Annotated in this window: 3 protein-coding genes; 1 reads left to right on the top strand and 2 read right to left on the bottom strand. The window is 69.5% G+C overall.

The window, feature by feature from the left end; genetic code table 11:
* The first annotated feature begins 27 nt into the window (after nucleotides 1–27).
* Nucleotides 28–579 (top strand): TetR/AcrR family transcriptional regulator, encoded by a 552-nt coding sequence (locus ACNFOC_RS54390; RefSeq protein WP_416966314.1) that lies wholly within the window; start codon nucleotides 28–30, stop codon nucleotides 577–579.
* Between the two features lie 143 nt (nucleotides 580–722).
* On the opposite strand, the gene ACNFOC_RS54385 is transcribed toward ACNFOC_RS54390, so the two are convergent.
* Nucleotides 723–1,160, bottom strand: coding sequence for a hypothetical protein (locus ACNFOC_RS54385; RefSeq protein ID WP_019061278.1), 438 nt, complete (start codon nucleotides 1,158–1,160; stop codon nucleotides 723–725).
* A gap of 73 nt (nucleotides 1,161–1,233) precedes the next feature.
* A partial coding sequence (locus ACNFOC_RS54380) for a hypothetical protein (protein WP_416966313.1) occupies nucleotides 1,234–1,426 on the bottom strand: 193 nt, incomplete at its 5' end.

Below are 1,426 nucleotides of genomic sequence, written 5' to 3'. Positions count from 1 at the left end.
TCAGGGGGACGTATGCCAGGAGGACCCATGACCGACGCCGTGCCGCAGCGCTCCGACGCGCTGAAGAACCGGGAGGCGATCCTCCAGGTCGCCCACGACGCGTTCGCCGAGTCCCCGGGCGTCTCGCTCAACTCGATCGCCAAGCGCGCGGGGGTCGGCGCCGGCACGCTCTACCGGCATTTCCCCACGCGGGAGGCGCTGATCCTGGAGGTCTACCGCCTCGACGTGGACCGCCTCGTCGGCTCCGTGCCGGAGGTCCTCGCCGCCCACGCCCCACTGGACGCGCTACGGCAGTGGTTCACCACCCTCGCGGCCTACGTCCGCCTCAAGCACGGCCTCGGCGACGCGCTCAACACGGCCGCCGCGCAGGAGGTCGTCAGCACGACGTCGGCCACCGTCACCGCCGCGGTCGGCCGGCTCCTGGACGCGTGCGAACACGCGGGCGCGGTACGGCCGGGCCTCGACCCCACCGACGTGATCATGCTCCTGAGCTGCCTGTGGCGCACACCCGACAACGCCGAGGGCGCGGCCCAGGCGGACCGTTTGATGGAACTGGCGATCGACGGGTTCCGGCTGTAGGGGGTGTGGCGGCTGGCGGTGCGTCAGGGTGTGAACCTCGGGGCATGAGCCTCGGGACGTGAACCTCAGGGTGTGAGCCCTCAGGGCATGAAAAAGGCGGGGTCCGAAAACCCCGCCCGCCACGCACACCCCGAACCCTCAACTCACGGCCACACCAAGCAGTACGGCTGATGCCCCGCCTCATGCAACCGATGGCTGAAGTCCTGCCACTCGTGCAGCAGTTGATACACATTGAACGCATCCCGAGGCCCACCCCGGTCCGGCACCGTCGACCAGATGAACGCCGCCGCGCCGACCGCCTCCTCGCCGATTCCGCGCAGGGGGTCGACGACCGTCATCGGGAGTTTGACGACGGCGTAGTCGGGGTGGAGGACCACCAGTTCCAGCGGGGGCACCTTGTTGAGCGGGACGCCCTCGATGCCGGTGAGGACCATCGCGGCCATCGTCTCCGGCTTGATCTTGGTGAACATGCCGTTCATCCCGAGCTCGTCGCCGCCGAGTTCCTCGGGGCGCATCGAGATCGGGACGCGGGCCGCGGTCGCGCCGTCGGGCGCGCCGAAGTATTTGTACGTCACCCCCACCCGACCACCATTCCTGCTCCCCGCCCGCAACTGATCGATCCGACGTTCGATACGTCGCTCATCCCGATCCGACTCACCCGAACCCGAACCCAAGCCGGATCCCGATCCTGAACCTGATCCCGGACCCAAGCCAGATCCTGATCCCGAACCCGCTCCCGAGCCCGAACTCGCCCCCGGTCCCGACCCGCTCACCGCCGGGAACATCGGGGCGCTGACCGGCCCGAAGGACATCCGGGTCGGTGACCGGCTCGGCGAACTCACCGAGC

The organism is Streptomyces colwelliae (assembly GCF_048158785.1).
GTDB lineage: Bacteria > Actinomycetota > Actinomycetes > Streptomycetales > Streptomycetaceae > Streptomyces.
The sequence above is the reverse complement of the archived record's forward strand: the minus strand, read 5'-3'. Positions and strand labels throughout refer to the sequence as shown.

Coding starts and splice junctions, on each gene's coding strand:
- ACNFOC_RS54390 (WP_416966314.1), top strand. CDS start 28: ATGACCGACGCCGTGCCGCAGCGCTCCGACGCGCTGAAGAACCGGGAG.